This window comes from Pseudomonas sp. X10, assembly GCF_054889225.1.
This window is the reverse complement of sequence record NZ_CM142677.1, coordinates 4,939,325-4,963,582: the sequence shown is the minus strand read 5'-3', so window position 1 is coordinate 4,963,582 and position 24,258 is coordinate 4,939,325. Positions and strand designations below refer to the sequence as shown.

General features: G+C 62.6%; 22 protein-coding genes. 12 read left to right on the top strand and 10 right to left on the bottom strand.

The window, feature by feature from the left end; translation table 11 throughout:
• Positions 1-129 precede the first annotated feature (129 nt).
• Positions 130-1,008 carry a KPN_02809 family neutral zinc metallopeptidase gene (ypfJ, locus tag ACYU03_RS22620; RefSeq protein WP_461886841.1) on the bottom strand — a complete coding sequence of 293 codons (879 nt, stop codon included), beginning with the start codon at positions 1,006-1,008 and terminating at the stop codon, positions 130-132.
• 199 nt (positions 1,009-1,207) lie between these two features.
• Here ypfJ and pcaH point away from each other — a divergent pair, with 199 nt between their 5' ends.
• The 3 genes from pcaH to ACYU03_RS22605 all read left to right on the top strand — a co-directional run bounded on the left by pcaH (position 1,208) and on the right by ACYU03_RS22605 (position 3,784).
• On the top strand, positions 1,208-1,927 hold the full coding sequence (pcaH, locus tag ACYU03_RS22615) for a protocatechuate 3,4-dioxygenase subunit beta (RefSeq protein WP_461886840.1): 720 nt from the start codon (positions 1,208-1,210) through the stop codon (positions 1,925-1,927).
• Between the two features lie 11 nt (positions 1,928-1,938).
• A complete protein-coding gene (pcaG, locus tag ACYU03_RS22610; RefSeq protein WP_461886839.1) occupies positions 1,939-2,544 on the top strand; it encodes a protocatechuate 3,4-dioxygenase subunit alpha in 606 nt (201 codons plus the stop codon).
• Positions 2,545-2,614: 70 nt separating this feature from the next.
• Positions 2,615-3,784 carry an alkaline phosphatase family protein gene (locus ACYU03_RS22605; protein WP_461886838.1) on the top strand — a complete coding sequence of 390 codons (1,170 nt, stop codon included), beginning with the start codon at positions 2,615-2,617 and terminating at the stop codon, positions 3,782-3,784.
• 102 nt (positions 3,785-3,886) lie between these two features.
• Here ACYU03_RS22605 and trmA read toward each other — a convergent pair whose 3' ends face one another.
• The 3 genes from trmA to ACYU03_RS22590 form a co-directional block, all read right to left on the bottom strand.
• The gene (trmA, locus tag ACYU03_RS22600; RefSeq protein ID WP_461886837.1) at positions 3,887-4,972 is read right to left on the bottom strand and encodes a tRNA (uridine(54)-C5)-methyltransferase TrmA; all 1,086 of its coding nucleotides are present in this window, start codon (positions 4,970-4,972) and stop codon (positions 3,887-3,889) included.
• On the bottom strand, positions 4,969-6,264 hold the full coding sequence (locus ACYU03_RS22595) for an NCS2 family permease (RefSeq protein WP_461886836.1): 1,296 nt from the start codon (positions 6,262-6,264) through the stop codon (positions 4,969-4,971). The genes trmA and ACYU03_RS22595 overlap by 4 nt, the downstream gene beginning before the upstream one ends.
• Positions 6,265-6,445: 181 nt before the next feature.
• Complete coding sequence (locus tag ACYU03_RS22590) at positions 6,446-7,666, bottom strand: MFS transporter (RefSeq protein WP_461886835.1); 1,221 nt, start codon at positions 7,664-7,666, stop codon at positions 6,446-6,448.
• A gap of 354 nt (positions 7,667-8,020) precedes the next feature.
• Between ACYU03_RS22590 and ACYU03_RS22585 the strand changes: the two genes are divergently transcribed.
• The 3 genes from ACYU03_RS22585 to ACYU03_RS22575 are packed head-to-tail and all read left to right on the top strand — an operon-like array spanning position 8,021 to position 10,639.
• Entirely contained in the window at positions 8,021-9,460 is a 1,440-nt protein-coding gene (locus tag ACYU03_RS22585) for a cytochrome ubiquinol oxidase subunit I (RefSeq protein WP_461886834.1), read from the top strand.
• 3 nt (positions 9,461-9,463) lie between these two features.
• Positions 9,464-10,471: a cytochrome d ubiquinol oxidase subunit II gene (gene cydB / locus ACYU03_RS22580; RefSeq protein ID WP_461886833.1), complete on the top strand. Its 1,008-nt coding sequence runs from the start codon at positions 9,464-9,466 to the stop codon at positions 10,469-10,471.
• A 9-nt stretch (positions 10,472-10,480) separates the two neighbouring features.
• Positions 10,481-10,639: a DUF2474 domain-containing protein gene (locus ACYU03_RS22575; protein ID WP_461891529.1), complete on the top strand. Its 159-nt coding sequence runs from the start codon at positions 10,481-10,483 to the stop codon at positions 10,637-10,639.
• 74 nt (positions 10,640-10,713) lie between these two features.
• Here ACYU03_RS22575 and ACYU03_RS22570 read toward each other — a convergent pair whose 3' ends face one another.
• Both ACYU03_RS22570 and ACYU03_RS22565 read right to left on the bottom strand, forming a co-directional pair.
• Positions 10,714-11,838, bottom strand: coding sequence for a methyltransferase (locus tag ACYU03_RS22570; RefSeq protein WP_461886832.1), 1,125 nt, complete (start codon positions 11,836-11,838; stop codon positions 10,714-10,716).
• A 96-nt stretch (positions 11,839-11,934) separates the two neighbouring features.
• Positions 11,935-12,639, bottom strand: coding sequence for an autoinducer binding domain-containing protein (locus ACYU03_RS22565; protein ID WP_461886831.1), 705 nt, complete (start codon positions 12,637-12,639; stop codon positions 11,935-11,937).
• Between the two features lie 220 nt (positions 12,640-12,859).
• Here ACYU03_RS22565 and ACYU03_RS22560 point away from each other — a divergent pair, with 220 nt between their 5' ends.
• Entirely contained in the window at positions 12,860-13,636 is a 777-nt protein-coding gene (locus ACYU03_RS22560) for a ferredoxin--NADP reductase (RefSeq protein WP_461886830.1), read from the top strand.
• Positions 13,637-13,678: 42 nt separating this feature from the next.
• Here the strand turns inward: ACYU03_RS22560 and mscL are convergent, their stop codons facing one another.
• Positions 13,679-14,098, bottom strand: coding sequence for a large-conductance mechanosensitive channel protein MscL (gene mscL / locus ACYU03_RS22555; protein WP_461886829.1), 420 nt, complete (start codon positions 14,096-14,098; stop codon positions 13,679-13,681).
• A gap of 176 nt (positions 14,099-14,274) precedes the next feature.
• Between mscL and radA the strand changes: the two genes are divergently transcribed.
• Positions 14,275-15,642 (top strand): DNA repair protein RadA, encoded by a 1,368-nt coding sequence (gene radA / locus ACYU03_RS22550; RefSeq protein WP_461886828.1) that lies wholly within the window; start codon positions 14,275-14,277, stop codon positions 15,640-15,642.
• Positions 15,643-15,702: 60 nt separating this feature from the next.
• Here radA and ACYU03_RS22545 read toward each other — a convergent pair whose 3' ends face one another.
• On the bottom strand, positions 15,703-17,220 hold the full coding sequence (locus ACYU03_RS22545; RefSeq protein ID WP_461886827.1) for a nucleobase:cation symporter-2 family protein: 1,518 nt from the start codon (positions 17,218-17,220) through the stop codon (positions 15,703-15,705).
• Positions 17,221-17,480: 260 nt separating this feature from the next.
• A complete protein-coding gene (locus tag ACYU03_RS22540) occupies positions 17,481-17,846 on the bottom strand; it encodes a PilZ domain-containing protein (RefSeq protein WP_461886826.1) in 366 nt (121 codons plus the stop codon).
• Between the two features lie 167 nt (positions 17,847-18,013).
• Between ACYU03_RS22540 and ACYU03_RS22535 the strand changes: the two genes are divergently transcribed.
• The 4 genes from ACYU03_RS22535 (at position 18,014) to ACYU03_RS22520 (ending at position 22,639) form a co-directional block, all read left to right on the top strand.
• Complete coding sequence (locus ACYU03_RS22535; RefSeq protein WP_461886825.1) at positions 18,014-20,080, top strand: carbon starvation CstA family protein; 2,067 nt, start codon at positions 18,014-18,016, stop codon at positions 20,078-20,080.
• 18 nt (positions 20,081-20,098) lie between these two features.
• The gene (locus tag ACYU03_RS22530) at positions 20,099-20,299 is read left to right on the top strand and encodes a YbdD/YjiX family protein (protein WP_461886824.1); all 201 of its coding nucleotides are present in this window, start codon (positions 20,099-20,101) and stop codon (positions 20,297-20,299) included.
• Between the two features lie 60 nt (positions 20,300-20,359).
• On the top strand, positions 20,360-21,337 hold the full coding sequence (gene yjiA, locus ACYU03_RS22525; protein WP_461886822.1) for a GTPase: 978 nt from the start codon (positions 20,360-20,362) through the stop codon (positions 21,335-21,337).
• A gap of 414 nt (positions 21,338-21,751) precedes the next feature.
• On the top strand, positions 21,752-22,639 hold the full coding sequence (locus tag ACYU03_RS22520; RefSeq protein WP_461886821.1) for a hypothetical protein: 888 nt from the start codon (positions 21,752-21,754) through the stop codon (positions 22,637-22,639).
• A gap of 274 nt (positions 22,640-22,913) precedes the next feature.
• Here the strand turns inward: ACYU03_RS22520 and glyA are convergent, their stop codons facing one another.
• Entirely contained in the window at positions 22,914-24,167 is a 1,254-nt protein-coding gene (gene glyA / locus ACYU03_RS22515) for a serine hydroxymethyltransferase (protein ID WP_461886820.1), read from the bottom strand.
• Positions 24,168-24,258: the final 91 nt, after the last annotated feature.

The window sequence follows — 24,258 nt, the reverse complement described above, 5'->3', positions numbered from 1 at the left end:
CGGCAGGTTTTGTTGAAGCTGAAACGCTTTTTCGACTTTTCCTACATCAGCGCTCAACAATTTGTTTGGGGCAGGCAAGCACCGCGGGGCAGGCCTGTTCGGCGCCCCGGCTTGCCCCGCGATGCGCGATTAGAGGTTACGTGCGTTGAAGGTGTCGCATTGGTTGATCTCGCCACTGGCAAAGCCGGTCTTGAACCAGCGCACCCGTTGTGCCGAGGTGCCATGGGTGAAGGAGTCCGGCACCACACGGCCCTGGCCCTGTTGCTGCAGGCGGTCGTCGCCGATGGCGTTGGCGGCATTGAGGGCTTCCTCGACGTCGCCGGGTTCCAGCCAGTTCAGGCGCTTCTGCGCCTGGTAGGCCCAGACGCCGGCCAGGCAGTCGGCCTGCAGTTCCTGGCGGACCAGCAAGCCATTGTCGCCCTCCATGCGTTGCCCGCGTTGGCGAGCGGCCTGGACCTGGGCCGAGACACCGAGCAGGGTCTGCACGTGATGGCCGACTTCGTGGGCGATCACATAGGCCTGGGCGAAGTCGCCAGCGGCGGCGAAGCGCTGTTCCATCTCTCGGAAGAAGGCCATGTCCAGGTAGACCTTCTGGTCGGCCGGGCAGTAGAAGGGGCCGACAGCCGAAGAGGCGAAGCCGCAGGCGGAATTGACCTGGCCGCTGAACAGCACCAGGGTCGGGTCGCGGTACTGGCGTCCGGCCTGGGCGAACAGCGCCTTCCAGGTATCTTCGGTGTCGCCGAGGATGGAGGCGACGAATTCGGCCTGCTCGTCGTTGGCCGGCGGCGCCTTGCTGCCGGTGCTGGTGGGGGCGGCCTGTTGTTCCATCTGCCCGGCGAGCTGGCCGAGGATCTGTAGCGGGTCCTGGCCGGTCAACCAACCGATACCGACAATCAGCAGGATGGCGCCGATGCCCAGGCCCTTGCCGCCGCCGAAGCGCATGCCGCCGCCACCCCCGCCCCGGGCATCGACCACATTGTCGCTACGCCTGCCTTTTCGCCATTGCATGAGTGCTCTCCGAGCCTGGAAACATGGAGACAAAGATTAGTCCAGGGCGCCCTGGCCTGTCAGTCGATCTCTCAATCCATAACCAAATGGTTATGTTGCGTGCTTGTGTTTTCAATGTTCATGGGGTGACGCATGCCTGAAACTGCAAGCTCGCCTGCCACGCCCAGGCGCACCCATAATTCCAAGAGAGGAGAACGGCATGCCCGCCCAGGACACCAGCCGCTTCGTGATCCGTGATCGCAACTGGCACCCCAAGGCCTTCACCCCTGACTACAAGACTTCCGTGGCCCGCTCGCCCCGCCAAGCCCTGGTGAGTATCCCGCAGTCGATCAGCGAGAGCACCGGCCCTGACTTTTCCCACTTGGGTTTCGGTCCCCACGACAACGACCTGCTGCTCAATTTCAACAATGGGGGCCTGCCGATCGGGGAGCGCATCATCGTTGCCGGACGGGTGTGCGACCAATATGGCCAGCCGGTGCCCAACACCCTGGTGGAAATGTGGCAGGCCAACGCCGGTGGTCGCTACCGGCACAAGAACGACCGCTACCTGGCCCCGCTGGACCCGAACTTCGGCGGCGTCGGCCGTTGCCTGACCGATAGCCAGGGCTATTACAGCTTTCGCACCATCAAACCGGGGCCTTACCCCTGGCGCAATGGGCCGAACGACTGGCGCCCGGCGCATATCCACGTTTCGGTCAGCGGTCCGTCGATCGCTACGCGCCTGATCACACAGCTGTATTTCGAAGGCGACCCGCTGATCCCGCTGTGCCCCATCGTCAAGTCGATCGCCAATCCGGACGCGGTGCAGCGTCTGATCGCCAAGCTGGACATGAGCAACGCCAACCCGATGGACTGCCTGGCCTATCGCTTCGACATCGTCCTGCGCGGCCAGCGCAAAACCCATTTCGAAAACTGCTGAGGAGGCTTGCCATGCCTATCGAACTGCTGCCGGAAACCCCTTCGCAGACCGCTGGCCCATACGTGCACATCGGCCTGGCCCTCGAAGCGGCCGGCAACCCGACACGCGACCAGGAGATCTGGAACCGTATGGCGCGCGACGGCGCACCAGGTGAGCACATCCTGTTGCTTGGCCATGTCTATGACGGCAATGGACACCTGGTACGCGACTCTTTCCTGGAGTTCTGGCAAGCCGATTCGGCTGGCCAGTACCACGACGACTTCAACCTGGAGAAGCCGTTCAACAGCTTCGGCCGTACGGCGACGACCTTCGATGCCGGCGAGTGGACCTTGCACACGGTCAAGCCGGGCGCGGTGTGCAATGCAGCCGGTGTGCCGATGGCACCGCACATCAACGTCAGCCTGTTCGCCCGTGGTATCAACATCCATTTGCATACCCGCCTGTACTTCGATGACGAGGCCGAGGCGAACGCCAAGTGCCCAGTGCTCAACCTGATCGAGCAGCCGCCGCGCCGCGAAACCCTGGTAGCCAAACGCTGCGAGGTGGATGGCAAGACCGCCTACCGCTTCGACATCCGTATCCAGGGCGAAGGCGAGACGGTGTTCTTCGACTTCTGACGCTATTGCGCGGCGAGTCATCAAGCTGTGCTAAACCTTGTGGTTCTGTCACTGAACGTGGAGCCACCACATGGCAACGCCGCACAATGGCTTGCAAGGGCTGGGCAGGCACTGGCCAGGGCTGGCCAACCTGACCCAGTCGATTTTCTCGGCGCTGGGTGGGCAAGGCTTTCGCAACAGCTTCCAGTTCGACCGCGCCCAGGCCACCTGTCTGTTGTTGATCGATGGATTGGGCTGGACGCTGCTGCAGGAGCATGCCCGCCATGCGCCTTTCCTGGCTTCGCTGCTGCAACCCCAAGGGCGGTTCCAGGTCGGCTTCCCGGCCACCACCGCCAGTAGCCTGGCTTCGATCAGTTCCGGGCTGGGGTGCGGTGCCCACGGTATCGTCGGGTGCAGCTTCGCCGTGGACAGTGCGACCTTGCTCTCACCACTGACCTGGACCACCACACCGCTGCAGACTGGCGCACTTCCGGCCCCGGCCCCCGAACCCGAGCGCTTCATCGTGCCCCGGGACGCCTGGAGCGAGGCCGTGGAGCAGGGGATCGGGGTGAGCACGGTGATGCTGGCGCGCTATGCCGACTCGGCTTTCACCCGTGCTATCTACAAGGCCGGCGCCATCCTGCCGGCGCCTGACTATGACGCTTATCCGGCCCTTGTACGCCAAGCTCTGGCGCAACCACGGGCGGCCTTCTGCTTTGCCTATTTCGCTGACCTGGACTTTGCCGGCCATCTGTTCGGTCCTGGTTCCGAAGCCTGGCTGGCGCAATTGTCCGAGGCGGACAAACTGGCCCGTGCCATTGCCGACGGTCTGCCCGAAGAGGCGACGCTACTGATCACCGCCGACCACGGCATGCTGGCCCTGGACAGCGCACAGGTGTGCGACTTCGATCTCGACCCGGTGCTCCAGGACGGGGTGCGCGCCATGGCCGGTGAGGTCCGCGCGCGCTACCTCTATGTGGACGGCGCGCTGGACCGGGTCCATGCGCGTTGGCAGAACCATCTGGGTGATGGCTACCGAGTGCTGAGCAAGGGGCAGGCGATTGCCGCTGGCCTGTTCGGCGATGTGATGTTGAGCCAGGCGGAGGCTTGTATCGGTGATTTGATCGTGATGCCAGTGGGGGCGGGCGGGATCATCCGCAGCCAGGTGGAGAAGCACGCCAGCCAGTGGCGCGGGCACCACGGGGCGTTGAGCGATGATGAGCAGTGGGTGCCGTTGTTGAGGTGTGGTGCAGGAGGGTAGGAGCAAGGCAGGAGCCAGCGTTAGCTGGCGATGCTTCGCCTGATAGGCCCATCGCCAGCTGACGCGGCTCTTGCCCCCTTGTGCGATGTCTTGGCGGGAGGATCAACGCCGAACCAGCAGCACCCCGCTTTCCATGTGATGGGTGTAGGGGAACTGGTCGAACAGCGCGCACCGTTCGATGCGGTGGGTATCCTGTAGTTGCGCGATGTTGGCCGCCAGGGTTTCCGGGTTGCAGGAAATGTACAGGATGCGCTCGAAGCGCCGGGTCAGCTCGCAGGTGTCCGGGTCCATGCCGGCACGCGGTGGGTCGACGAAGACGCTGCCGAAGTCGTAGCTCTTCAGGTCGATCCCCTCCAGGCGGCGGAACGGACGCACTTCGTTGAGCGCTTCGGTCAGCTCCTCGGCCGACAGGCGCACCAAGCGCACGTTGTCCACGCCGTTTTCATCCAGGTTGTGCAGGGCGGCATTGACCGAGGTCTTGCTGATCTCGGTGGCCAGCACCTTGCGTACCCGGGTGGCCAGGGGCAGGGTGAAATTGCCGTTGCCGCAGTACAGCTCGAGCAGGTCGTCTTCACGTTGGCCAAGGGCGTCATAGGCCCAGCCGAGCATTTTCTGGTTGACCGTGCCATTGGGCTGGGTGAACGCGCCTTCGGGCTGGCGGTAGCGGAAGGTACGCCCAGCTACCTCCAGTTCCTCGACGGCATAGTCGCGGCCGATCACCAGGCGTTTGCCTTTCGACCGGCCGATGATGCTCACGCCCAGCTCGGCGGCCAATTGCTGGGCGGCGGCTTCCCAGGCCTCGTCCAGAGGACGGTGGTAGCACAGGGTGATCATGGCGTCACCGGCCAGGGTGGTGAGGAACTCCACCTGGAACAGCTTGAAACTCAGCGCCTGGCTGGCCTGCCAGGCGGCCTTGAGGCGTGGCATCAGGTCGTTGATCTGACGGCTGGCAATGGGGAAGTCGTCGATCAGGATCGGCGTGTATTTCTCGCCCGGTGCGAACATCGCATAGTGGCGCTCTTCGTTTTCCCGCCACAGGCGGAACTCGGCGCGCAGCCGGTAGTGCTCACGCGGCGAGTCGAAGACGGCGGGCTCCGGAGCGGCGAAAGGCGCCAGCAGTTCGCGCAGGCGGGCGACCTTGGCGGCCAATTGCTCGGAGTAACTCGAAGGGTCGTAGGCAGCACTCATGCGTTGAACCAGCCCAGCTTGATGACGAACAGGATGGAGAGGACCACTAACGCCGAATTGAGGTCGCGATAGCGGCCGGAGATCAGCTTGATGGCGGTCCAGGTGATGAAGCCGAAGGCGATGCCGTTGGCGATCGAGTAAGTCAGTGGCATGGCCAGGGTGGTGACTACCACTGGCGCGGCTTCGGTGACATCGTCCCAGTTTATTTCCGCCAGGCCCGAGGCCATCAGCACTGCGACGAACAGCAGCGCCGGAGCAGTGGCGAAGGCGGGCACGCTGCCGGCGAGCGGGGCGAAGAACAACGCCAGGAGGAACAATACGGCGACCACGATGGCGGTCAGGCCGGTACGCCCGCCGGCGCTCACGCCTGCTGCCGATTCAATGTAGCTGGTGGTGGTCGAGGTGCCGAGCAAGGAGCCGGCCATGGCGGCGGTACTGTCAGCGATCAGGGCGCGGCCCATCTTCGGCATGTGGCCGTCCTTGCGCATCAGGCCGGCGCGCTTGGCGACGGCGATCAGGGTGCCGGAGTTGTCGAACAGGTCGACGAACAGGAAGGCGAAGATCACGCTGACCAGGCCGACATCCAGGGCGCCCTTGATGTCCAGTTGCAGGAAGGTCGGTGCCAGTGACGGTGGCATCGACACCACGCCGCCAAACGGCGTGACGCCCAGCAGGATCGACACCAGGGTCACGGCGAGGATGCCGATCAGCACTGCCCCGCGCACTTTCAGCGACTCCAGGGCAACGATGAGAAAGAAACCGAGGGTGGCGAGGATGGGCGCTGGATGCTTGAGGTCGCCCAGGCCTACCAGGGTGGCCGGGTTGTCGACGACGATGCCGGCGTTGTTCAGGGCGATCAGCGCCAGGAACAGGCCGATGCCGGCGGCGATGGCCGAGCGCAGCGGCAGAGGGATGCTGTTGACGATCCACTCGCGGATGCGAAAGATCGACAGCAGGAAGAACAGCACCGCCGAGATGAACACTGCACCTAGCGCTACTTGCCAGGTGTGGCCCATGTGCAGGACCACGGTGTAGGTAAAGAAGGCGTTCAGGCCCATGCCCGGTGCCAGGGCGATCGGGTAGTTGGCGATCAGGCCCATGGTCGCCGAGCCGATGGCGGCGGCCAGGCAGGTGGCGACGAAGATCGCGCCTTTGTCCATGCCGGTTTCGCCGAGGATGCTCGGGTTGACGAACAGAATGTAGGCCATGGCCAGGAAGGTGGTGACGCCCGCGAGAATCTCGGTACGCACATTGGTGTTGTGTGCTTTCAGTTGAAACAGCCTTTCCAGCATGCCTGCTCCCTGTGGCGCTCCCGGCGCCGTGAATGTATCGACCCCATCAGCAAAGCACAGACCGTACCGGGTGCCGTGATTTTGCATGGGGTAGAAAAAAGCCGCGCATCATACCAGCATGATTGGCGGGGGCCTATCGCAGGGCGTCTGGTCGGCGCAGTACCTGTGGCAGCCCGCGGTTTCAGCGCTGGTGCATATGGTCCCGCTGCGCCAAGGTCGGGAACAGCCTTATCCACACCCCGGTCACCACCAGCGTGCCCACACCCCCGAGCACTACCGCCGGGACTGTGCCAAACCAGTGCGCGGTCACGCCCGACTCGAACTCGCCGAGCTGGTTCGAGGCGCCGATGAACAGCCCGTTGACCGCGCTCACCCGTCCGCGCATCTCATCCGGTGTCTCTAACTGCACGAAGGCGCTGCGGATGACCATGCTGATCATATCCGCCGCGCCGAGCACCACCAGCACCGCCAGGGAGAACCAGAACGAGGTGGAAATGCCGAAAGCGATGGTGGCCACGCCGAACACACCGACGGCGGTGAACATCACCCGTCCGACCTTGCGTTCCACCGGGAAGCGCGCCAGCCACAGCGACATCAGCAGGGCGCCGACCGCCGGTGCCGAACGCAGCAGGCCCAGGCCCCAGGGGCCGGTAAGCAGAATGTCCTTGGCGAACACTGGCAGCAGGGCTGTGGCGCCACCGAGCAGGACGGCGAACAGGTCCAGGGAAATCGCACCGAGGATGTCTGGGCGGCTGCGGATGAAGCGGATGCCGGCCAGCAGTGACTCCAGGCTGGCGCGGCCGCGCTGGACCACCTGTTGGCGGGCATCCAGGCTCAGGGTCAGGACGCAGGCGATGACGTACAGGACTACGGTAGGGCCATACACCCAGAGGCTACCGAAGGCATAGAGAAAGCCGCCCACCGCCGGCGCGACGATGGTTGCCGACTGTGTCGCCGAGGCCGACGCCGCCACTGCGCGCGGGAACAAACCTGGCGGCACGATGTTGGGCAGCAGGGCCTGGGTTGCCGGCATCTCGAAGGAGCGGGTGGCGCCGAGCAGGAAGGCAAGAATGAAGATCATCTCGCGGCTGACATTGTCGCTGGCGCTGCCCACTGCCAGCGCCAGCGCGATCAGCGCCTGCAGGCTCTGGCACAGGGCGGCCACGCGGCGGCGGTCATAACGGTCGGCGACGTGGCCTGTGTGGAGCATGAACAGCACCCGCGGGGCGAACTCGACCAGGCCGACCAGGCCCAAGTCCAGCACATTGCCGGTCAACTGGTAGAGGTGCCAGCCGATGGCCACGGTGAGCATTTGGAAACCGCTGGCGGTGAAGACGCGGGCCAGCCAGAACGCAAGGAAGGGACGGTGCTTGCGCAACAACTGAGGGGCGGGATCGGACATCGGTGAGCAGGGCCTCGGCGGGGGAGAGGCGCTGCAGATTATCATCACTTTGTAACATTAGGTTGCAAGAAACGCGGCCCGTGGGCGATCAGCGCACTTTTTCATATTTACGTAAAGAGGGGTGAGTCAACCGGTCACGCGGCAATCAACCACACAACTGGGTGGGCTATTCAGGACTATGCTTTCCAGCAATCGTTGACCTGGATCAATAGTTCCAGTTGCAACGGTTGGCCCTTGGGCCGGATTCCCTGCGATTCAACAGAACAATTCCAAGTCGCCGTACTCGATAACCGTGGGGGCAGTGGGCGCCGAGGCCTGATGCCTGGTGCTGGATCACCTGACAGAGGAAGCACTATGTTCGGATTAGAGGCTCTTGATCTCGCCCGAATTCAGTTCGCATTTACCGTGTCCTTTCACATCCTGTTCCCGGCCATCACCATCGGCCTGGCGAGCTACCTGGCGGTCCTCGAAGGCTTATGGCTGAAGACCGGCAACAACGTCTACCGTGACCTCTACCACTTCTGGTCGAAGATCTTCGCCGTCAACTTCGGCATGGGGGTTGTCTCGGGTCTGGTCATGGCCTACCAGTTCGGCACCAACTGGAGTCGCTTCTCCGATTTTGCCGGGGCCGTCACCGGGCCCTTGCTGACCTACGAGGTGTTGACCGCCTTCTTCCTCGAGGCCGGTTTCCTCGGCGTCATGCTGTTTGGCTGGAACCGCGTCGGTCGTGGCCTGCACTTTTTCTCGACGCTCATGGTGGCGCTCGGGACCCTGGTCTCGACCTTCTGGATCCTCGCTTCCAATAGCTGGATGCAGACCCCGCAAGGCTACGAGATCGTCGATGGTCGGGTGATTCCGGTCGACTGGCTGGCGGTGATCTTCAACCCGTCCTTCCCCTATCGCCTGATGCACATGGCCACTGCCGCCTTCGTCGCCACCGCGTTCTTCGTCGGCGCCTCGGCGGCCTGGCACCTGCTGCGTGGGCGCGACAATCCGGCGATCCGCAAGATGCTGTCCATGGCCATGTGGATGGCCCTGATCGTCGCCCCGATCCAGGCGGTGATCGGCGACTTTCATGGCCTGAATACCCTCAAACACCAGCCGGTGAAGATCGCCGCGATCGAAGGGCACTGGGAGAACCTGCCCGGTGAGCCGACCCCGCTGATCCTTTTCGGTATTCCCGACATGAAGGCCGAGACCACGCGCTTCAAGGTCGAGATCCCGGCCCTGGGTAGCCTGATCCTGACCCACAGCCTGGACAAGCAAGTGCCGGCGATGAAGGAGTTCGCGCCTGAAGACCGGCCCAACTCGACCATCGTGTTCTGGTCGTTCCGGGTCATGGTCGGCCTCGGCCTGCTGATGATCTTCGTTGGTCTGTGGAGCTTGTTGCTGCGCAAGGGCGATCGGTTGTACAGCTCGCGCCCCTTCCTCTATCTGACGCTGTGGATGGGGCCGTCCGGTCTGATCGCCATCCTCGCCGGTTGGTTCACCACCGAGATCGGTCGCCAGCCGTGGGTGGTCTACGGCCTGATGCGCACCGCCGATGGTGTTTCCAACCACAGCTACACGCAGCTTGGCCTGACCCTGGTGATCTTCGTGGTGGTCTACTTCGCGCTGTTCGGCACTGGCCTGGGCTACATGCTGCGCCTGGTGCGCAAGGGGCCGAAAACCGGCGAGGGCGACGAGCACAATCCGGGTGGCCCTGGCCAGAAACGCACGCCGGCGCGGCCATTGTCTGCCGCCGACGATGATGGCCACGAAGGCGAGCCTGCCAGCCTGAGCAAGGGGAACTGAGTCATGGGTATCGATCTTTCACTGATCTGGGCCGTGATCATCATCTTCGGGGTGATGATGTACGTGGTCATGGATGGTTTTGACCTGGGCATCGGCATGCTCTTCCCTTTCGTCAAGGGCAAGCAGGACCGTGATGTGATGATGAACACCGTCGCACCGGTCTGGGACGGCAACGAGACCTGGCTGGTGCTTGGCGGAGCGGCGCTTTTCGGCGCCTTCCCGCTGGCTTATGCGGTGGTGCTGTCGGCCCTGTACCTGCCGTTGATCCTGATGCTGGTTGGCCTGATCTTCCGTGGCGTGGCTTTCGAGTTCCGCTTCAAGGCCACCGCTGACAAGCGCCACATCTGGGACAAGGCCTTCATCGGCGGCTCGCTGGTCGCCACCTTCTTCCAAGGCGTGGCCTTGGGCGCCTTCATCGAGGGTTTCAAGGTGGTCGATCGCAACTACGCTGGCGGCTCCCTGGATTGGCTAACGCCGTTCAGCCTGTTCTCGGGGCTCGGCCTGATCGTCGCCTACACCCTGCTCGGTTGTACCTGGCTGATCATGAAGACAGAAGGCAGGTTGCAGCAGCAGATGCATGACCTGGCGCGTCCTCTGGCTTTGGTTCTGCTGGCGGTGATCGGCATCGTCAGCGTGTGGACGCCGCTGGCCTATCCGAACATCGCCGAGCGCTGGTTCAGCCTGCCGAACCTGATCTGGTTCATGCCGGTGCCCATCCTGGTGTTGGTCACCTTCTACGGCTTGCTGCGTGCGGTGGCCCGCAACGCCCATTACACCCCCTTCCTGCTGACCTTGGTGCTGATCTTCCTTGGCTACAGCGGCCTGGGCATCAGCCTTTGGCCGAACATCATCCCTCCCTCGATCTCGATCTGGGACGCTGCGGCCCCGCCGCAAAGCCAGGGTTTCATGCTGGTGGGCACGCTATTCATCATTCCATTCATCCTGGGATACACCTTCTGGAGCTACTACGTGTTCCGCGGCAAGGTGACCCACGAGGACGGCTACCACTAGGAGGGCCGGATCATGACTGGCAAAGACGGCATCGAGCAGGATAAGAAGCCGCTGTGGCAGCGCCTGGGCTGGCTGGTGCTGATCTGGGGCGCCAGCGTCGCGGCCCTAGCGGTCGTGGCTTGGCTGATGCGTTTGTTCATGAGCGCGGCGGGTTTGACCACGCACTGAGCAGGGGGATCGGCCTGGGCGCTCGTTGAGCGCCCTATTTATTGGCAAGCCAGGCCGCCGCTGCGCGCCATAGGCTACTTGCGCGCCTTGAGCACCACGAACTTCGGCGTGGCCGCCACTTGTTCGACGCCCCGGAACAGCCGGGCCAGTTTGCTGTGGTAGCCCAGGTGGCGGTTGCCGACGATATACAGCGCGCCACCGACCACCAAGGCTTCACGGGCCTGCTGGAACATGCGCCAGGCAAGGAAGTCGCCGACCACCTGCTGTTGGTGGAACGGCGGATTGCACAGCACGACATCCAGCGATTGCTTGTCCTGGCTGGCGAGTCCATCGGCCGCTTCGATACAGGCTTCACGTTCGCCCAGCGCGGCCTGCCAGTTCTCCTTCGCCGACTGCACCGCCATGTACGACTCGTCGACCAGGGTGTAGTGCGCCTCGGGGTTGGCCAGGGCGTTGGCGATGGCCAGGATGCCGTTGCCGCAACCCAGGTCGGCGACACGGGCTCGCCCCAGGTCGCGCGGTAGGTGCGGCAGGAAGGCGCGGGTGCCGATATCCAGGCCTTCGCGGCAGAACACGTTGGCGTGGTTCAGCAGCTCCAGCGGCGGAGCATCCAAGCGGTAGCGGCTAGGGTAGGGCGAGTGGGCTTGGGGGCGTCCAGCGAAGGTCGCGGTCAGCAGGCGGGCCTTTTTCTGGGCCAGGGACGCCTGGACCGGGCCGATGTACTTCTCCAGCAGGTCGCCAGCGGCGCGTGGCAGGTGTTTGATCATCGCCCCGGCAATCACTTGGGCGCCTGGCGCCAGGTGGGCTTGCAGACGGATCAGTTGCTCCTCGAGCAGTGCCAGGGTCTTCGGCACGCGCACCAGCACTCGCTCGAACGTTCCCTGCCAAGCCTGGTTGGCAGGGACGAAGGGAACGCTGTCATAGGGCCGGCCGTTGCGTATCAGGTTTTTTTCCAGGGCCAGGCGTGCCAGGTGCGAGTCGCCGCTGCTGATAACTTCCAGATGACCGGCCAGGCTGATGGCCAGGGCACCGAAGCTGTCGTTGAGCACCAGTACCTTGCAGTCGGCAGCCGGCGCCTGTGCGACCAGGTGTTCCAGTAGGTACTGGTCGGCGGCGTCGAATGCTTGCAGGGGGTCATTGGCCTGCTCCGGCTGGCGGATAAGGTCGAGGTCGGCGAAGGGACTGGTCAGCAGGGGCATGGTGTCGGCTCAGGTGCAGAAACGCCCACCACAGGAAACGGCGGACTGAAAGGCGCAATTCTACAGGGCTTTGTGCGGGGCGCGAGATTTCGAAGGTCAGAGCAGGCCGTGCATGGCGGCAATGGCGATGGCACCGGCCTTGTTGGCGGCATTGGTCTTGTTGATCAGGTTGCGGATATGGAAGTTCACGGTGCTGGTCGACAGCGACAGGATGCAGGCGATATCCGAAGCGGTCTTGCCGGCCGCGGACCATTTCAGTACTTCCATCTCTCGGTCGCTGAAATGCGGGGTGGGATTGAGCTGCGTCAGATGATGCTCACAGATCACGGTATGCAGCGTATTGCAGAGCCAGAGGGTTTGCGCGGATTTTTCATAGAACTCGCCTATGCCCACTTCCCCGGCAGGGCGGGCGACACTCAACTGGCTCTCGTTATGACGCAGGTCGTGGACCGATTGTGTCCAGCCGTGGCGAAGTCCGTAGCCAACGGCCTCCTCTCGAAAGTGAGGTACCTCGCGGAACAGCTCGTCGTGCCACAACACGGCTTGTGTGGAGCGGTGGCAAACGGCATTGAGCGGGTCGATCTTGATAAAGTTCTGGCTGTTGTAGCGGTCGTTCCAGGCAGTTGGGTAGTTGTTGTAGAGAATTACCCGTGGCCCATGCGCTGCGACCTGGATATGCAAGGAAAGACCGAGGTACTCCATGTCCAACTGTTGGGCCAGGGAGACTGCGCAGTTGAACAGACGCTCCGGATGGCGCTCGGCCATCAGGCACTGCAATTGCTCAGTCTTCCAGTGTGGCATTGCTGTCACTCCCTGATTAATGGATCCAACTTTGACTTTGACGCAAGCAAGTGTAGGAAATGACCTAAAAGCTCGTTGGGTCTTTTTGCTATAGATGCCAACCGATCTATTAGGTTTTCCTGTTGTCCAATAGTCCCTGTGCCACCTGGCCCTACAATCCAGCGGTGTTTATTACTGGGGCTTTGCGCGACACTTGGCTATCTGATCGATGGAGTATCCCATGACCGCCAGCGCCGACAAGTTCACCCGCCAGACCCTGCTCAATGTGCAACCGTTGACGCCGAGCCTGTTCAGCCTGCGCACAACCCGGGACACGGGGTTCCGTTTTCGTGCCGGGCAGTTTGCCCGCCTGGGGGTGAACAAAGCCGACGGCAGCGTGGTATGGCGTGCCTATTCGATGGTCTCCGCGCCCCATGATGAGTACCTGGACTTCTTTTCCATCGTGGTGCCGGGTGGCGAGTTCACCAGTGAGCTGAGCCGCCTGGGCGAGGGCGACAGCCTGTTGATTGACCGCCAGGCATTCGGCTATCTCACCCTTGACCGTTTTGTCGGGGGCCGCGACCTCTGGCTGCTGGCGACCGGCACGGGCATTGCGCCTTTCATGTCGATCCTCCAGGACTTCGAGGCCTGGGAGCGTTTCGAGAAGATCAAGTTGGTGTATTCGGTGCGCGAAGCGAAGGAGCTGGCCTACCTGGACGTGATCGCCGGGCTGGAACAGCGCGACTACCTGGCCGAATACGCGGGCAAGCTGCAGTTCATTCCCGTGGTCACCCGTGAGGCGCATCCGGGAGCACTGAACGCGCGGATCACCACGTTGATCGAGAATGGCGAGCTGGAAAGGGCTGCGGGCCTTGAGCTGACACCAGAGCATTCGCGAGTGATGCTCTGCGGCAACCCGCAGATGATCGATGAGACGCGCAAGGCCCTCAAGCAACGAGACCTGCAATTGAGCCTGAGCCGGCGGCCCGGGCAGGTGGCGGTGGAAAACTACTGGTAAGGCATGAACGGCGCCCTGGAGGCGCCGTGTTGTCACGCGGGGTCAGGGCTGGCGCTGCTGGTTCTGGTCCTTGAGCAGGTCGCGGATCTCGGTCAGCAGGGTTTCTTCCGGGGTCGGCACCGGTGGCTCGCTCGGCTCGGCGGCTTCCTCGCGCTTGAGGCGGTTGATCACCTTGATGCCCATGAAGATGGCGAAAGCGATGATCAAGAAGTCGATAACGGTCTGGATGAACTTGCCGTAGGCCAGGACCACGGCGGGTATGTCTCCTTCGGCTGCCTTGAGGGTGATGGCCAGGTCGCTGAAATCCACCCCCCCGATCAGCAGACCCAGTGGCGGCATGACCACGTCTCCGACGAAGGATGAAACGATCTTGCCGAAGGCCGCGCCGATAATGATACCGACGGCCATGTCCACGACATTTCCCTTGACCGCGAAGGCCTTGAACTCACTGAGCACGCTCATGGTTTATTCCTTGTAACAAATGAGGATGGTTTGGTGCAGTGTAAATCAGCTAAGCGCTTCATGCGCTGCGCTGCTGCTACAGACTGCAGTTATATCGAATAGTTTTGTCGTCTCTGACAACGTTCGAGGCACGTTGCAGTCGGCTATCATGGCGGTTTTTTCCAGGAGACTGCCCCATGGCCAAGGCCAAGCGCTTGTATGGCTGCACCGAGTGCGGCGCGACCTTTCCCAAATGGGCCGGGCAATGCGGCGAATGCGGCGCCTGGAACACACTGGTGGAAACCCTGCTTGAAAGCGGTGCGGCGGCGGCCCCCAGCGGGCGTACCGGCTGGGCAGGGCAGCAGGCCCAGATCAAGACCCTGGCCGAGGTCAGTGTCGAGGAGATCCCGCGCTTCAGCACCGGCAGTGCGGAGCTGGACCGGGTGCTGGGCGGCGGCCTGGTCGATGGCTCGGTGGTGCTGATCGGTGGCGACCCGGGGATCGGCAAGTCGACCATCCTTCTGCAGACCCTGTGCAATATCGCCGGGCGCATGCCGGCGTTGTACGTCACCGGTGAGGAGTCCCAGCAACAGGTGGCCATGCGTTCGCGGCGCCTGGGCTTGCCCCAGGAGCAACTGCGAGTCATGACCGAGACCTGCATCGAGGCGATCATCGCCACGGCGCGCCTTGAAAAGCCCCGGGTCATGGTGATCGACTCGATCCAGACCATCTTCACCGAGCAACTGCAATCGGCCCCCGGCGGGGTGGCGCAGGTGCGCGAGAGCGCAGCCTTGCTGGTGCGCTATGCCAAGCAAAGTGGCACGGCGATCTTCCTGGTCGGCCATGTCACCAAGGAGGGCGCCCTGGCCGGCCCGCGCGTGCTGGAGCACATGGTCGACACCGTGTTGTATTTCGAAGGTGAGTCCGATGGTCGCCTGCGCCTGCTGCGGGCTGTGAAGAACCGCTTCGGCGCGGTCAACGAGCTGGGTGTGTTCGGCATGACGGACCGTGGTCTCAAGGAGGTCTCCAACCCTTCGGCGATCTTCCTCAACCGCGCCCAGGAGGAAGTCCCGGGCAGCGTGGTCATGGCCACCTGGGAAGGCACCCGGCCAATGCTGGTAGAGGTGCAGGCGCTGGTCGATGACAGCCACCTGTCCAACCCCCGGCGGGTCACCCTCGGCCTGGACCAGAACCGCCTGGCCATGCTGCTGGCGGTACTGCACCGGCATGGTGGCATTCCCACCCATGACCAGGATGTGTTCCTCAATGTGGTCGGCGGGGTCAAGGTACTGGAGACCGCCTCGGACCTGGCGCTGATGGCGGCGGTGATGTCCAGCCTGCGCAACCGGCCGTTGGCCCATGGCCTGCTGGTGTTCGGCGAGATCGGCTTGTCGGGCGAGGTGCGCCCGGTGCCCAGTGGCCAGGAGCGCCTGAAGGAGGCGGCCAAGCATGGCTTCAAGCGTGCCATCGTGCCCAAGGGCAATGCGCCGAAGGAGGCCCCGGCGGGCTTGCAGGTGATCGCGGTGACCCGGCTGGAGCAGGCACTGGACGCCCTGTTCGAATAGTCCCGCAAGCAAAAGGGCCGATGCATGTGCATCGGCCCTGGCCAGTCAAGGCGGGATGGGTCAGTGTTCGGCAGCTATGGGTTGCTGCTTGGCCGGCGGATTGTGTCCGGATTCATCGAGTATCGGGATTTCCTTGCCCTCGGCATCGAACAGCTTGCCATCCTTGAAGTAGTCGCCATCACGCAGGGCGGAGAGGTCCGAGTAGTTGATGGTGCGCTCGTAGCCTGCGGCGAACACCGACTGCTGGTCCGAGTTGCCTGCCTTGAAGTGGTTGAACGCCAGGTTCAGGACGATGGCCATGATCGCTGCCGAGCTGATGCCGGAGTGGAAAATGGTCTCGAACCAGTCCGGGAAGTGATGGTAGAAGTTCGGTGCGGCGATCGGGATCATGCCGAAGCCCAGGGAGGCGGCGACGATGATCAGGTTCATGTTGTTCTTGTATTCCACCTTCGACAGGGTACGGATGCCACTGGCGGCCACGGTGCCGAACAGCACGATGCCTGCGCCACCGAGCACCGATGGCGGTACGGCGGCAATCACCCGGCCCATGATCGGCAGCAGGCCGAGCACTACCAGAATCACCCCGCCAGTGGCCACCACATAGCGGCTCTTGACCCCGGTCACGGCCACCAGGCCGACGTTCTGGGCGAAGGCGCTCTGGGTGAAGGAGCCGAAGATCGGTGCCAGGACGCTCGAGGCCATGTCGGCGCGCAGGCCATTGCCCAGACGCTTGGAGTCGACCTTGGTGTCGATGATCTCACCCACGGCGAGGATGTCGGCTGAGGTTTCCACCAAGGTCACCATGATCACGATGCACATGGACAGGATCGCGGCGATGTGGAAGGTCGGCATGCCGAAGTGGAACGGGGTTGGGAAGGCCAGCAGAGGGCCCTCGGTGACCTTGCTGAAGTCGGTCATCCCCAGGGACCAGGCGATCAAGGTACCGATGATCATGGCCAGGAGGATCGACAGGCGCGAGATGCTGGCGCTGCCCAGCTTGCTCAGCAGCAGGACGATGCCGAAGGTCATGGCGGCCAGGCCGATGTTGGCCATGCTGCCGAAGTCCGCTGCCTGGCTGTTGCCGCCCATGACCCAGCGCGCGGCGACAGGCATGAGGGTCAGGCCGATGGTGGTGATGACGATACCGGTCACCAGTGGCGGGAAGAACTTGGTGATGCGTGAGAACACCGGCGTGATCAGGAAGCCGATCAGCGATGCCGCCATGACCGCCCCCAGCACGCTAGGCAAGCCGCCGCCGCCCTCGCTGCTGATGATCGCGCCCATGGTCGCCACCCCGGCAAAAGAAACGCCCTGCACCAACGGTAATTGGCAGCCGAAGAACGGCAGACCGAGCGTTTGCAGCAGCGTGGCCAGGCCGCCGGCGAACAGCGAGGCGGCGATCAGCAGGCCAATGTCGGCCGAGCTCAGGCCGGCGGCCTGGCCCAAGATCAGGGGGACGGCGACGATCCCTCCGTACATTGTCAGAACATGCTGCAGGCCATAAGCCAGGTTGGCGCCAAGGCCCAGGTTCTCGTCTTCGGGACGCTGGACTGAAGGCGTGCTAGGGGACGTAGTCATGGAGCAGGCTCTCTGTTTATTGTTGTGGCACTACTGTAGACAAATCAGACAAAGAATTGCCATAAGAATTGTATACAATATTTTGATTTGAGCGCGAACAGGTGTGCCTCCAAGTCGCGTTCTTCCTGGATGCAGGTTACGTTCCAACTCTTAAGAGGCTGCGCTAGAGGGGTGTGTACAAATTCACTGACAGCCGTTTGAAAGCTGTCTGGGTAGACAAGAAACACATTGTGGTCAGGTTGTTAGCTGCCTAAGAGATTTCAAACTTCGATGAGTTCGCGCAGCTCGCGCATCATTTCGGTGCTGTCGGCCAGGTTCAATTCCACAAGACGGTGCAAATGGCTCATCGAGTCGAGGTCGATATGCAGGCAACTGAAGCCGAGCTTGCCGGGTTCTTCATGGCGCAGCTCCACCTGCATCTGCAGCCTGGCCTGGGGGCTGAGGTGGATGATGGCCTCGAAATCCTGGGTCAGGTCGGCGTCCCAGGGCTCTGGGCGCTCGATCAGCATGCCCTTGAGCGACAGGTCGAGCAGCTTGACCGGCCAGCGCCGGTCACCCTGGCGCAACTCGGTGGGCGCATCGAAGGCAATGCGCTGGAAGCGGCGACGTTCATCATGTTCGCTCATGGATAAACCCTCTGGAGTACATGCTGACTATAGTTCAACAAGTGTGTACATCCGGCGCGGACAAAAAGGGCTGTGGAGGCTCTAGACCAAAGCAAGTATGGCAATGCGCAGAGACTCGCCCTAGACTCGATGGGCGGTCTTTCCAATCCACTAGCTGGAAGTAAACCATGAACAACAATAATAGCCTGCTGCGCCACATTCCGTGGCTCGCGCTGGCAATCATAGGGGCCTGTGCGCTGGGTGTGGTCGCCCTGCGTCGCGGCGAGGCGATCAATGCCTTGTGGATCGTAGTCGCAGCAGTGGCCATCTACCTGGTTGCCTACCGTTACTACAGCCTGTTCATCGCCACCAAGGTGATGCAACTCGACCCCCGTCGGGCCACGCCGGCGGTGCTCAACAACGATGGTCTGGACTACGTGCCGACCAACAAGCACATCCTCTTCGGTCACCACTTCGCCGCCATCGCTGGCGCTGGCCCGCTGGTCGGTCCCGTGCTCGCCGCGCAGATGGGCTACCTGCCGGGCACGCTCTGGCTGATCGCCGGCGTGGTGCTGGCCGGTGCGGTGCAGGACTTCATGGTCCTGTTCCTGTCCACCCGGCGCAACGGCCGCTCCCTGGGCGACATGGTGCGCGAGGAAATGGGCCGGATTCCGGGCACTATCGCCTTGTTCGGCTGCTTCCTGATCATGATCATCATCCTGGCGGTGCTGGCGCTGATCGTGGTCAAGGCCCTGGCCGAGAGTCCGTGGGGCATGTTCACCGTGATCGCGACCATTCCGATCGCGATGTTCATGGGCATCTACATGCGCTACATCCGCCCTGGGCGCATCGGCGAGATCTCGCTGATCGGCGTGGTCCTGCTGTTGCTGTCGATCTGGCTGGGGGGCCAGGTGGCAGCCGATCCGGTCTGGGGCCAGGCGTTCACCTTCACCGGCGTGCAGATCACCTGGATGCTGGTGGGCTACGGTTTCGTCGCCGCCGTGCTGCCGGTATGGCTGGTGCTGGCGCCGCGTGACTACCTCTCGACCTTCCTGAAGATCGGCACCATCGTCGGCCTGGCCATCGGTATCCTGATCATCGCGCCCGAGCTGAAAATGCCGGCGCTGACCCAGTTCACCGACGGCACCGGCCCCGTGTGGAAGGGCACCCTGTTCCCGTTCCTGTTCATCACCATCGCCTGCGGCGCAGTGTCCGGCTTCCATGCGCTGATCTCTTCGGGGACCACGCCCAAGCTGCTGGACAACGAAGTCAACGCCCGCTACATCGGTTATGGCGGCATGCTGATGGAGTCGTTCGTCGCCATCATGGCCATGGTTGCCGCGTCGGTGATCGAGCCAGGCGTGTACTTCGCCATGAACAGCCCGGCCGCGGTCGTCGGCTCCGACGTGGTGTCGGTGGCGCAGACCGTCAGTAGCTGGGGCTTCCTGATCACCCCTGAGCAACTGGAGGCGGTCGCCCGCGATATTGGCGAGCATACCGTGCTGGCCCGCGCCGGCGGGGCGCCGACCCTGGCGGTCGGTATCGCGCAGATCCTTCACCAGGTGTTGCCGGGTGAAAACACCATGGCCTTCTGGTACCACTTCGCGATCCTGTTCGAGGCGCTGTTCATCCTCACCGCCGTGGATGCCGGCACCCGTGCCGGGCGTTTCATGCTGCAGGACCTGCTGGGCAGCTTCGTGCCAGCCCTCAAGCGTACCGAGTCGTGGGGTGCCAACCTGCTCGCCACCGCCGGCTGCGTGGCCCTCTGGGGTTACCTGCTGTACCAAGGCGTGATCGATCCGTTGGGCGGTATCAACACCCTCTGGCCGCTGTTCGGTATCTCCAACCAGATGCTGGCGGGTATCGCCCTGATGCTCGGCACCGTGGTGCTGATCAAGATGAAGCGTCAGCGCTACGTCTGGGTCACCCTGTTGCCGGCGGTATGGCTGCTGATTTGCACCACTGCCGCAGGCCTGATCAAGCTGTTCGATCCGAACCCGGCGGTGGGCTTCCTGGCCCTGGCCAACAAGTACAGCGAGGCCCTGGACGCTGGCCAGGTCCTGGCCCCGGCCAAGGACATCGCTCAGATGCAGCATGTGATCTTCAACGCCTATACCAACGCGGGCCTGACCATCCTGTTCCTGGTGGTGGTCTTCAGTATCCTGTTCTTCGCCCTCAAGGTCGGCATTGCCGCACTCGGCCGCAAGGAGCGCAGCGACAAGGAAACCCCGTTCCAGGCGCTGCCTGATGCGTAACCCAAGAGGAATGCAGTGATGTTCAACGATCTCGGTCGACTGGGTAAGTACCTGGGGCAGGCAGCCCGCCTGATGGTCGGCATGCCCGACTATGACAACTACGTCGAGCACATGCAGACCAAGCACCCGGACAAGCCGGTGATGAGCTACGAGGCGTTCTTCCGTGAGCGCCAGGAAGCCCGTTACGGTGGCGGCAAGGGGACCACCCGCTGTTGCTGAGTCCGTTGTAGTACCCACGCGCCACGCCTTGCCGTGGCGCGTTTCATTTCGGGAGTCTCGATGTCCATCTCCAATCCCATTCCGGTCACCGTGCTCAGTGGTTTTCTCGGTGCCGGCAAGACCACGCTGTTGCGCCACCTGCTCAAGGCCGAGCACGGCTTGAAGATCGCCGTGATCGAAAACGAGTTCAGCGACGCGGGTATCGATAGCCAGCTGCTTGGCGACGAACCGGTGCAGGTGATGACCCTGGCCAATGGCTGCGTGTGCTGCAGCATCCACACCGACCTGACCAAGGCCCTGTACCTGCTGCTCGAGCGCCTGGATGCCGGCGAGATCGCCTTTGACCGCCTGGTGATCGAATGTACCGGCCTTGCCGATCCTGCACCCGTGGCGCAGACCTTTTTCATCGATGAAGAACTGCGTGAGCGCTACATCCTCGACGGCATCATCACCCTGGTCGATGCTGCCCATGCCGACCAGCACCTGACCCAGGCCATTGCCCAGGCCCAGGTCGGTTTTGCCGACCGCCTGCTGCTGAGCAAGACCGACCTGGTCGAGCCACAGGCTGTCGAAGCCCTGCGTGACCGCCTGACCCGTATCAACCGCCGCGCGGCGATCCGTGTGGTCGACCACGGCCGCATCGACCTGGCCGAACTGCTCGACGTGCGTGGTTTCAACCTCAATGCCGACCTGGGTGGCAGCCTCAGCTTGCGTCCCCTGGCCAAGGCCACCACCCCTGATCGCATTTCCAGCCTGGTCCTGCGCACCCACACCGCGCTCGACATCGACCGCCTGAGCGACTTCATGAACGACCTGCTCGAAGTGCACGGCAAACAACTGCTGCGCTACAAGGGCGTGCTGAACATCGCCGGCGAACCCCGTCGCCTGGTGTTCCAGGGCGTGCTCAAGCTCTATGGGTTCGACTGGGACAGCGAATGGGCGGACGGCGAGGAGCGAGAGAGCGTGATGGTGTTCATCGCAGACGATCTTCCGGAGGAGAAGATTCGGGCGGGGTTCGAAGCGCTGTCCCATCCTTGACGGGAAAATATTGCCCGGGGCTCTGGGCGGTCTGACTGCATATCGCCGTATTTTCGGCAGTTTTCAGGCTTTAAGCCCGGCAGTATCTCCGCTCGGCTGCCTGGAGTCGAAGGCGCAACGTCCGCACAGGCATGGGCGCGGTATGAGTGAGGGACCTTGTACTGCGATGGGTTGTGCAGTTGGTCCTGGACACCCTCTTAACCGTTCCAGCTTCTTCTCGATACAGGTATTCGCGCTATCTGTAGGCGGTGGGCATGCCTACGATGTGACTTGGCGCAACTGGTATTTCTGCCAGTTTACGGCTGAGGCATGTGACGAATACCTTCACTCAACAAGGGGGCAGTATGTATGACGCCCCCCGGTTGGACAGACAAGCGTGAGGTCTGTTTTCGAGTGAGCGGCGGGGTGAACTTCATGAAATTGATTTCTGTGCCAATCATGCTGATTGGCGTTGCACTGGCGACGAGTTGCACTACGCAAAACAACACCACGTTGTCGACGGGGGAGCGTACCGCTGAAGCTTTGCAGCGTCGCTACGACTCCAGTGTGCAGTCGTGTGGCAAGGACAGTCCCGCTTACGATTGCTCCGGTATCATCCTGCGTTCTACGGGGTTCACTGAGGGCTGGCACGCATGGGACCCGAGTGACAGTTCCATCGAAAGCGGTGGGGTTTCGTTCACCTACCTGAGACAGGACGCCACGTTCACAGACTACGTCATTGGCCACAGTGGCCTGGTTTTCCATGCATCGGGTGAGGTGCCGGATGGCAAGAAGTCTATCGATGTTCTTTGTTCGTATCCGGTCAATGCGGATACCAACTGGAGGACCCAGAATGGCTGTGGCGGGCGAAGGGGGGAAGAAGAGATCGGAAGGCCCTGTGGGGAGCAAGGTGTCATCAAGGCTAGCCAGTGGATGACGCACTTTATCGAAGTGGCACGCCGACAGGCTCGTAATCAGTGCGGGTTCTCGCTCGGGCCAGATAAGGTGACGAGAGCCGAGGCCATTTACAACTTTTCGCAGAGCATGGAGGCGCGCTTGCTGTTTAAACAGCAAGGTTTGATCAACAACGAGTTGCGTCTGGCGCTCTGGCCCCGTGGCATTCCAGATCAGCTTCCCCTGCAGGCAATTTTTTACGGTTGGGCGGGGGCGGCCAGCAAGGCATTAGAAGATGCAATGAATATCCAGCGGGATTTCTATGTCCAGAGCGGCGGCATCAAGCTGCCGGTCATTCGCATTGAACACAACGTTGATGGACGCATGTTGTTTATGTATCGAGAGCAGGACCAGTCCATCGTCAACTGACTTTTCATCGGCCATGAAAAGCCCGGCACTCGGCCGTAATGCTGTTCACTTAAGACATCTGTCGTATGGTTTGGGGCCGCTGCGCGCCCCATCGCGACACAAGGCCGCTCCCACAGAGGGCTTGCAAGCCATACATTTACGTATCGGCAAGCCTCTTGTGGGAGCGGCCTTGTGTCGCGATGGGCTGCGTAGCAGCCCCACCTGAAGGCACTCCAGCTTAAGTGAACAGCATTACGGCACTTGGCCGGGCTCTTTCACATCAGGCTGACGTCAATCAGTTGCCGTATACCGGCAGCTTCTTGCAGATAGCCTTGACCTTCTCGCGAACGGCGTCGATCACCGCTTCGTTGGTCAGGTCGTCGAGGATGTCGCAGATCCAGCCGGCCAGCTCGCGGCATTCGGTTTCCTTGAAGCCACGGGTGGTGACGGCTGGGGTACCGAAACGCAGGCCGGAGGTGACGAACGGCGAACGTGGGTCGTTCGGCACCGAGTTCTTGTTCACGGTGATGTAGGCGCGGCCCAAGGCAGCGTCTGCATCCTTGCCGGAAATGTCCTGCTTGATCAGCGACAGCAGGAACAGGTGGTTCTGGGTGCCGCCGGAGACGACGTCGAAACCACGCTGGATGAACACGTCGGCCATGGCCTGGGCGTTCTTCACTACCTGCTGCTGATATTCCTTGAACTCAGGCTGCAGGGCTTCTTTGAAGCAGATCGCCTTGGCGGCGATGACGTGCTCCAGCGGGCCGCCCTGGGCGCCCGGGAAGACGGCGGAGTTGAGCTTTTTCTCGATGTCGGCGTTGGCACGGGCCAGGATCAGACCGCCACGCGGACCACGCAGGGTCTTGTGGGTGGTGGTGGTGACCACGTCGGCGAACGGAACAGGGTTCGGGTAGACGCCAGCGGCGACCAGGCCAGCCACGTGGGCCATGTCGACGAACAGGTAGGCACCGACCTTGTCGGCGATTTCGCGGAAGCGGGCGAAATCCAGAACCTGGGAGTAGGCGGAGAAGCCTGCAACGACCATCTTCGGCTTATGCTCGAGGGCCAGACGCTCGACTTCGTCGTAGTCGATCAGGCCGTTGGCGTCGATGCCGTACTGGATGGCGTTGTACAGCTTGCCCGAGGAACTGACGGCAGCGCCGTGGGTCAGGTGGCCGCCGTGGGCCAGGCTCATGCCCAGGATGGTGTCGCCGGCCGACAGCAGGGCCAGGTAGACCGCGGCGTTGGCCTGGGAGCCAGCGTGCGGCTGGACGTTGGCGTAGTCGGCGCCGAACAGTTGCTTGGCGCGGTCGATGGCCAGTTGCTCGACCACGTCGACGTACTCGCAACCACCGTAGTAACGCTTGCCCGGGTAGCCTTCGGCGTACTTGTTGGTCAGAACCGAACCTTGGGCTTCCATGACCGCCGGGCTGGTGTAGTTTTCCGAAGCGATCAGCTCGATGTGCTCTTCCTGGCGCTGAGCTTCTTGCTCCATGGCGGCAAAGAGATCGGCGTCGTACTTGGCAATGGTCAAATCACGGCTGAACATGGCGGTCCTCAAGGATCGGGCTGAAAAGGGGGGCATTCTACCCCATCAGCTTCGGCCTGGCATATGAAACGGCGTCAAGTCGCAGACCAAT

Bases quoted from the DNA above. Each gene is read 5' to 3' on its own strand.
- ypfJ (WP_461886841.1), bottom strand. From the start codon at position 1,008: ATGCAATGGCGAAAAGGCAGGCGTAGCGACAATGTGGTCGATGCCCGG.
- pcaH (WP_461886840.1), top strand. From the start codon at position 1,208: ATGCCCGCCCAGGACACCAGCCGCTTCGTGATCCGTGATCGCAACTGG.
- pcaG (WP_461886839.1), top strand. From the start codon at position 1,939: ATGCCTATCGAACTGCTGCCGGAAACCCCTTCGCAGACCGCTGGCCCA.
- ACYU03_RS22605 (WP_461886838.1), top strand. From the start codon at position 2,615: ATGGCAACGCCGCACAATGGCTTGCAAGGGCTGGGCAGGCACTGGCCA.
- trmA (WP_461886837.1), bottom strand. From the start codon at position 4,972: ATGAGTGCTGCCTACGACCCTTCGAGTTACTCCGAGCAATTGGCCGCC.
- ACYU03_RS22595 (WP_461886836.1), bottom strand. From the start codon at position 6,264: ATGCTGGAAAGGCTGTTTCAACTGAAAGCACACAACACCAATGTGCGT.
- ACYU03_RS22590 (WP_461886835.1), bottom strand. From the start codon at position 7,666: ATGTCCGATCCCGCCCCTCAGTTGTTGCGCAAGCACCGTCCCTTCCTT.
- ACYU03_RS22585 (WP_461886834.1), top strand. From the start codon at position 8,021: ATGTTCGGATTAGAGGCTCTTGATCTCGCCCGAATTCAGTTCGCATTT.
- cydB (WP_461886833.1), top strand. From the start codon at position 9,464: ATGGGTATCGATCTTTCACTGATCTGGGCCGTGATCATCATCTTCGGG.
- ACYU03_RS22570 (WP_461886832.1), bottom strand. From the start codon at position 11,838: ATGCCCCTGCTGACCAGTCCCTTCGCCGACCTCGACCTTATCCGCCAG.
- ACYU03_RS22565 (WP_461886831.1), bottom strand. From the start codon at position 12,639: ATGCCACACTGGAAGACTGAGCAATTGCAGTGCCTGATGGCCGAGCGC.
- ACYU03_RS22560 (WP_461886830.1), top strand. From the start codon at position 12,860: ATGACCGCCAGCGCCGACAAGTTCACCCGCCAGACCCTGCTCAATGTG.
- mscL (WP_461886829.1), bottom strand. From the start codon at position 14,098: ATGAGCGTGCTCAGTGAGTTCAAGGCCTTCGCGGTCAAGGGAAATGTC.
- radA (WP_461886828.1), top strand. From the start codon at position 14,275: ATGGCCAAGGCCAAGCGCTTGTATGGCTGCACCGAGTGCGGCGCGACC.
- ACYU03_RS22545 (WP_461886827.1), bottom strand. From the start codon at position 17,220: ATGACTACGTCCCCTAGCACGCCTTCAGTCCAGCGTCCCGAAGACGAG.
- ACYU03_RS22540 (WP_461886826.1), bottom strand. From the start codon at position 17,846: ATGAGCGAACATGATGAACGTCGCCGCTTCCAGCGCATTGCCTTCGAT.
- ACYU03_RS22535 (WP_461886825.1), top strand. From the start codon at position 18,014: ATGAACAACAATAATAGCCTGCTGCGCCACATTCCGTGGCTCGCGCTG.
- ACYU03_RS22530 (WP_461886824.1), top strand. From the start codon at position 20,099: ATGTTCAACGATCTCGGTCGACTGGGTAAGTACCTGGGGCAGGCAGCC.
- yjiA (WP_461886822.1), top strand. From the start codon at position 20,360: ATGTCCATCTCCAATCCCATTCCGGTCACCGTGCTCAGTGGTTTTCTC.
- ACYU03_RS22520 (WP_461886821.1), top strand. From the start codon at position 21,752: ATGAAATTGATTTCTGTGCCAATCATGCTGATTGGCGTTGCACTGGCG.
- glyA (WP_461886820.1), bottom strand. From the start codon at position 24,167: ATGTTCAGCCGTGATTTGACCATTGCCAAGTACGACGCCGATCTCTTT.